Origin of the sequence: Streptomyces sp. YS-3, from assembly GCF_045257485.1 — a bacterium.
Taxonomy (GTDB): domain Bacteria; phylum Actinomycetota; class Actinomycetes; order Streptomycetales; family Streptomycetaceae; genus Streptomyces.
Genome location: NZ_JBJHPC010000442.1, coordinates 1 through 6,041, shown reverse-complemented (window position 1 = coordinate 6,041; position 6,041 = coordinate 1). Strand labels below are relative to the sequence as shown.

General features: G+C 71.5%; 6 protein-coding genes. 4 read left to right on the top strand and 2 right to left on the bottom strand.

The window, feature by feature from the left end; genetic code table 11:
* The first annotated feature begins 59 nt into the window (after nt 1–59).
* On the top strand, nt 60–2,111 hold the full coding sequence (locus tag ACJA3G_RS27615) for a HelD family protein (protein ID WP_406555753.1): 2,052 nt from the start codon (nt 60–62) through the stop codon (nt 2,109–2,111).
* A 213-nt stretch (nt 2,112–2,324) separates the two neighbouring features.
* Entirely contained in the window at nt 2,325–2,990 is a 666-nt protein-coding gene (locus ACJA3G_RS27610) for a hypothetical protein (RefSeq protein WP_406555752.1), read from the top strand.
* 7 nt (nt 2,991–2,997) lie between these two features.
* On the opposite strand, the gene ACJA3G_RS27605 is transcribed toward ACJA3G_RS27610, so the two are convergent.
* Together ACJA3G_RS27605 and ACJA3G_RS27600 are read right to left on the bottom strand one after the other, a co-directional pair.
* The gene (locus tag ACJA3G_RS27605) at nt 2,998–3,240 is read right to left on the bottom strand and encodes a DUF397 domain-containing protein (RefSeq protein ID WP_406555751.1); all 243 of its coding nucleotides are present in this window, start codon (nt 3,238–3,240) and stop codon (nt 2,998–3,000) included.
* On the bottom strand, nt 3,237–4,073 hold the full coding sequence (locus ACJA3G_RS27600; protein WP_406555750.1) for a Scr1 family TA system antitoxin-like transcriptional regulator: 837 nt from the start codon (nt 4,071–4,073) through the stop codon (nt 3,237–3,239). The genes ACJA3G_RS27605 and ACJA3G_RS27600 overlap by 4 nt, the downstream gene beginning before the upstream one ends.
* Before the next feature lie 205 nt (nt 4,074–4,278).
* Here ACJA3G_RS27600 and ACJA3G_RS27595 point away from each other — a divergent pair, with 205 nt between their 5' ends.
* Both ACJA3G_RS27595 and ACJA3G_RS27590 read left to right on the top strand, forming a co-directional pair.
* Nucleotides 4,279–4,692 carry an ATP-binding protein gene (locus tag ACJA3G_RS27595; protein WP_406555749.1) on the top strand — a complete coding sequence of 138 codons (414 nt, stop codon included), beginning with the start codon at nt 4,279–4,281 and terminating at the stop codon, nt 4,690–4,692.
* A gap of 89 nt (nt 4,693–4,781) precedes the next feature.
* A partial coding sequence (locus ACJA3G_RS27590) for a DUF2993 domain-containing protein (protein WP_406555748.1) occupies nt 4,782–6,041 on the top strand: 1,260 nt, incomplete at its 3' end.

Genomic DNA, 6,041 nt, shown 5'->3' with positions numbered 1-6,041 from the left:
CGCCCCGATCCGCCCCCAGGCTCCTGAGGAGCAGGGGAACCCCTGTCCGGAGGAATCCCGTGTCCCCGCACGACCCCGAAGACCCCCTCAGCCGCGAGCGCGCCCACCTCGGCCGGTCGCGCGCGGCCCTGCGCGCGATGCGCGAGGACGTGGAGAACCTCGACATCAAGGACGTCACCGCGAACTGGGTGAACGCCGCCGTCCTCCAGCGCCAGATCGACGACCGCATCAAGGCCCTGGCGGACCTCTCGCACACCCCCCTCTTCTTCGGCCGGCTCGACTATCTGCACGCCCCCGGCGCGGAGTTGGCCGAGGGAGCCGAGGGGGAGCGGTTCTACATCGGGCGCCGCCACGTCCACGACGCCGAGGGCGACCCGATGGTGATCGACTGGCGTGCGCCGGTCTCCCAGCCCTTCTACCGCGCCTCCCGCAAGGACCCGCAGGACATCGGCCTGCGCCGCCGCTTCGGCTACACCGGCGGCGAGCTCACGGCGTACGAGGACGAGCACCTCACCGACCCCGCCGAGGCGGCCACCACCAGCAAGCTCCTCCAGGCGGAGATCGAGCGCCCGCGTGTCGGCCCGATGCGGGACATCGTGGCGACGATCCAGCCGGAGCAGGACGAGATCGTCCGCTCGGGCCTCGGCGGGTCCGTCTGCGTGCAGGGCGGCCCCGGCACCGGCAAGACGGCCGTCGGCCTGCACCGGGTGGCGTACCTCCTCTACGCCCACCGCGACCGCCTCGCCCGCACCGGCACCCTGGTCATCGGCCCGAACGCCTCCTTCCTCCACTACATCGAGCAAGTGCTGCCCGCGCTGGGCGAGTTGGAGGTCAAGCAGGCGACCGTCGACGACCTCGTGGCGCACGTCGAGGTGAAGGGCGTCGACGACGCGCCCGCCGCGATCGTCAAGGGCGACGCCCGGATGGCCGAGGTGCTGCGCCGGGCGGTCCGCAGCCATGTGAGCATGCCCACCGAGCCGCTGGTGGTGGTGCGCGGCTCGCGCCGGTGGCGCATCCCTGCGTACGAACTGGAGGAGCTGGTCCGCGAGTTGCAGGACCGCGAGATCCGCTACGGCGCCGCCCGGGACGCCCTGCCGCAGCGCATCGCGCACGCCGTGCTCGTACGGATGGAGCAGGCGGGCGAGGCGCCCGACGACCGGGTGCAGGACGCGGTGGCCCGCAACCCGGCGGTGAAGGCGGCCGTGAAGGAGCTCTGGCCGCCGGTCGACCCGGCGAAGCTCGTCCTGCGGCTGCTCTCCGACGCCGACTTCCTCGCCGCGCACGCGGAGGGCCTGCTCAGCGCGGACGAGCAGAAGACCATCCTGTGGGCGAAGCCCGCCCGCAGCGTCAGGGCCGCCAAGTGGTCGGCGGCGGACGCCGTGCTGATCGACGAGGCGAACGACCTGGTGGCGCGGACCCACTCGCTCGGCCATGTGGTCGTCGACGAGGCGCAGGACCTCTCCCCCATGCAGTACCGGGCGGTCGGCCGCCGCTGCTCGACCGGCTCGGCGACCGTCCTGGGCGACCTGGCGCAGGGCACCACGCCCTGGGCGACGGCGAGCTGGGAGGAGGCGCTGCGGCATCTGGGCAAGCCGGAAGCGGTGGTGGAGGAGCTGACGGCGGGCTTCCGCGTGCCGCGCGAGGTGATCGCGTACGCCTCGCGGCTGCTGCCGTCGATCTCGCCGGGCCTGGCCCCGGTGGAGTCGGTGCGCGAGACGCCCGGATCGCTGGCCGTGCGCGCCTCGGCCCCGGACGGGCTGGACGCGGACGTGCTGGCCGCCTGCCGGGAGGCGCTGGCCCACGAGGGCTCGACCGGCCTGATCGCGGCCGACGCGCGGATCCCGGTGCTCGCCGAGGCGCTGACGGCGGCGGGTCTGGCGTTCCTGGACCCGGGCGAGGAGACGACGGCCGAATCCCGGCTCACCCTGGTCCCCGCCTCGCTCGCGAAGGGCCTGGAGTACGACTACGTGGTCCTGGACGAGCCCTCGGCGGTGGTCGACGGCGAGCCCGACGAACGCACCGGCCTGCGCCGTCTGTACGTGGCGCTGACCAGGGCGGTGTCGGGGCTGACCATCTGCCACGCGGCGCCCCTGCCCGCCCGGCTGACGTGATTGGCCGCAGGCCGTTCCGACGTCCGCCGATGTCCGCCTCGCGTAGCGCTTTCGTCTTGGCGAAGTCATGAATCGGCCACGGGCCGGGGCATTTCGGTCAGCCCGGTGGCGAGGCGTCGCGCTCGTGCCGTAGGAACTCTGTTCGTAGAGATCGCCAAGGCGGTCCACAGCATCGGTCCACAGCGTCATCGCTTCAACGGGGGAGTTCGAACAATGAGCAGTTCTGTCATGCGCCGGGGCGGCCGGGTCAAGCTGGCGTCGGTCGGCCTGGTGGTCGTCGGTTCGCTGGCGCTGAGCGCGTGCAACGGGGACGACGGCGCGGACCAGCGGGTCGGCGGGGCGACGCCGACGCCGTCCGCGCCCTCGTCGCCCTCGTCCCAGGCACCGTCCACCCAGCCCCCCTCGGGCGGCGGCGGAGCCGGTCAGGCCAAGGGCGGCCAGACGTTCAAGCTGGGCGAGGCCGCGCGGTTCCCGTTCACGTACGGCACGAAGACGAAGGGCGAGATCGCCCTCACCGTCGACGCGATCGAGAAGGGCGCCCCCGCCGACCTGGCACCGCTCAAGCTCGGCGACAAGGTCAGCGGGAAGGTCCCGTACTACATCCGCTACACGGTCGAGAACGTCGGCACGACGGACCTGGCGTACGCCTCCGTCAGCCACATGAAGGGCCACCTCGGCGACGGCACCGAGGCGCAGAACCTGATGATCATCGGCAGCTTCGACAAGTGCCCGAGCGAGTCCCTGCCCAAGGACTTCACCCACGGCAAGACCCAGAAGGGCTGCGCGGTCGCGCTGGCCCCCTCCGCGACGACGAAGGTCGTGTCGGCGGAGTACTGGGGCGACCCCTTCACCATGGGCCAGGGCCTCTACTGGAAGTAGCCCGCGCCTAGCCGGCCGCGTACGGGACGAACCGCTCCCACGCGGCCGGCGACAGGGCGAGCGCGGGGCCCTGCGGGTTCTTGGAGTCACGGACGTGGATGGTGGCGGGGCAGGTGGCCACCTCTACGCAGTCGTCGCCTGAGCCGCTGCTGAAGGTGGACTTGCGCCAAGCGAGGGCGACTTCGACGCAGTCGTCACCGGAGCTTCCGCTGTGACTGCTCTTGAACCAGGCCAGTTCACTGCTGCTCATAACGCTCCTCGCAGTTGCTCCAACAGGCTCGCGGAGTCCTCGGGAGTGAGGGCCTGCGTGCGCAGTTTGGCATACCGCATGTGGAGTGTGCTGACCACTTTGGGATCAGAGATGAACTGGCCGCTCTCCTGTCCCTCGCAGTAGCCGAACCACCGGTTGGCAGGCGTCTCCAGCAGTCGAATAGGTCCGTCCAACCCGGCGTGAGCTCCTCTGGCCATCGGCATGATTTGCAGCTGGATGTTCCGAGGGGAGACGCACCCCAGGACATAGTCGATGAGCTCGCGGGTCACCTCTGTACCGCCCGTACGCCGCACGAAGACGTGCTCTTCGAGAATGAAGCTGTACGAGGTGTTGGGGCGCTCCCGCAGAAGCTGCTGCCGCTCCTGCCGAGCCGCCAACTGGGCCTCGACCTGGGCGTCGGCCAGCGGCGGTACGCGCTCCCCGAACAACGTCCGTGCGTACGCCTCCGTCTGTAACAGCCCCGGTACGAGCCTCGACTCGTACGTATAGAGGCTGATCGCGCCCCGCTCAAGCCGCGCCCAGCGGCGGAACCAGCTGGCCAGTCCCGGCTGGCGGTTGAGGTGCATCGCCGCCCTGCGCAGCGCGTTCGTGTTGCCGAGGGCCGCCTCGGCGCGGTCGACGAAAGCGGGGTCCGGCATCCGGCGGCCCAACTCGATGGACGCGACCGTGTGTTTGGAGTAGCCGACCAGTACGGCGAAGTCCTCACGGCTCAGCCCCGCGTGCTCCCGCAGGGCCTGGACGACCGCGCCGAACGTCCGCAGACTGTCCGACTCCTCCGGCTCGCTGTCGTACCCCTCATGGTCCCAGGCCACCCGGCCACCTCCCGGTGAGTGGATCTCCCCAAGCGCAACTCACCCAGCGTTACGGGCCGTTGGCAGTACTGTCTACAGCATCGCCGCGTACGCTCGCGCGGAGTACGCGCTGCCGGCCTGGTCACGGGCGTGCGAGCGCCGCCACTGTGGCCCCATGCACCCCGAAAACGGAACGGCGACCTCCCATCTGTCCACTACCGTACGTATGTTCAGGCGCAGAATCTCCGCCACCCGGCACGGCGCGCGGCTGGCCCGGCTGCTCGCCGTGCAGCGGCTGGCCGACTGGGGTGTGGCGCGTCACAGTGAGGCGTCGGACACGGCCGCGCTGGTCGTGGCGGAGCTGGCGTCCAACGCGGTGCTGCACGCGCGCGTACCCGGCCGCGACTTCGAACTGGCCCTCGCCCTGCGGGAGGGGACCCTGAGGATCGCCGTGACGGACGGGCGGGGCGATCGGCGGCTGCCGGCCGCCGTGGGCGCGTCGGCGGACGCGGGCGGACGCGGCGAAGCCGAGTCCGGGCGGGGGTTGTTGCTGGTGGCGGCGGTGGCCGCGCGCTGGGGCACGGAGGAGGGTCCGGTGCCGCGCAAGACGGTGTGGGCCGAGGTACGGGTGAACGGCTAGCGGGCTGCCGCTACGGACGTACCGTTGGTGGCGCTTGTGTTCGAAGAAGGCATGTGTGGTGGGATAAGACGATGCGCTCCCCCACACGCATGCAACCTCGTCCCCGCAACCCCTACGACGAACTCGCGGCACTGGCCGATCCCGAGCCCGGCTCCGAGTCCGGCTCCGAGCCCGGTCCTGGCGCCGCCGGCGGGCTCACGGTCCTGCCGCTCGACCTCAGCAGCATGCATGCCGGGCCCGAGGAGGACCCGTGGTCGCCGCCCGACCACCGGCGTCCCGGGAAGGGGCGTCGCGCCAGGCGCGGCCGTAGGCGTCGCCGCAGTCCCTTCGCCGCGCTCCCGCGCCTCGCCAAGCTGCTGTTCGCGCTCGTCGTGTGCGTCGGGTTCCTGGTCCTGGCGGACCGGTGCGCGGTGATGTACGCGGAGAAGAAGGCGCGGCAGGCACTTCAGGACGAACTCCACCTGGCCGCCGCCCCCGAGGTGGACATCCACGGGTTCCCGTTCCTCACGCAGGTCCTGGACAAGCGTCTGGAACGGGTGGACGTCACCGTGCCGCATGTGGCCGCCGACCGCATATCGCTCGCGAAGGTGCAGGCCAGTGCGCGGGACATCAAACTGACGGGGGATCTGCCGAGCGACATCCGCAGTGCGGTCATCGGTGATCTCCACGGGCGGATCACGCTGTCCTTCGACGACATGAACCGTGAACTGGCGGCCTCGCAGCTCAAGTTCAGCCGGGTGAGCGACGACACGGTGGGCGCGGACGGCCGGCTGACCATCGCGGGGCAGGAGCTGCGCGTGCGGGCACGGGCCCAGGTGCGGCTCGTCGGCACCAGCGGCCTGTCCACGGACATCGACGGCATGAGCCTCGACATGCCGGGCGTCGCCACGTACCGGCCGGGGCGGAACCGGGGGCTGACGCTGCACCGGGAGTCCGCCGAGCTGATCAGCCGGGACTCGGCACGGGTGAAGGCGCTGCTGTCGGTCCCGGCCGTGGTGGAGCGGCTCGGAGTGCCGAAGGAGGACGTGGCGGCGGCGCTGCGCGACGAGAAGAAGCTGCACGAGCTGACGGGCACGCCCCGGTTCGCCGAGCAGTTGACGCGGGTCAACCTCGTCGACGTGGTGGCGGACCACCCCTGGCTGCTGTCGAAGATCGGCATCGACCCGAAGCTGATCACGGGCCTGCTGGCGATGCGCCCGCCGGAGCTGTCCGACCGCCTGTCCTTCTCGTACACGCTGCCGCGCGAGGCGCGGATGCTGCGGGTGCGGGATGTGCGGGTGGAGAAGGACGGCGTGGTGGCGACGGTCTCGGGGGTGGAGCTGGCGGTGGGGAAGGGACGGAAGGGGCGC

Bases quoted from the DNA above. Each gene is read 5' to 3' on its own strand.
- ACJA3G_RS27610 (WP_406555752.1), top strand. From the start codon at position 2,325: ATGAGCAGTTCTGTCATGCGCCGGGGCGGCCGGGTCAAGCTGGCGTCG.
- ACJA3G_RS27605 (WP_406555751.1), bottom strand. From the start codon at position 3,240: ATGAGCAGCAGTGAACTGGCCTGGTTCAAGAGCAGTCACAGCGGAAGC.
- ACJA3G_RS27595 (WP_406555749.1), top strand. From the start codon at position 4,279: ATGTTCAGGCGCAGAATCTCCGCCACCCGGCACGGCGCGCGGCTGGCC.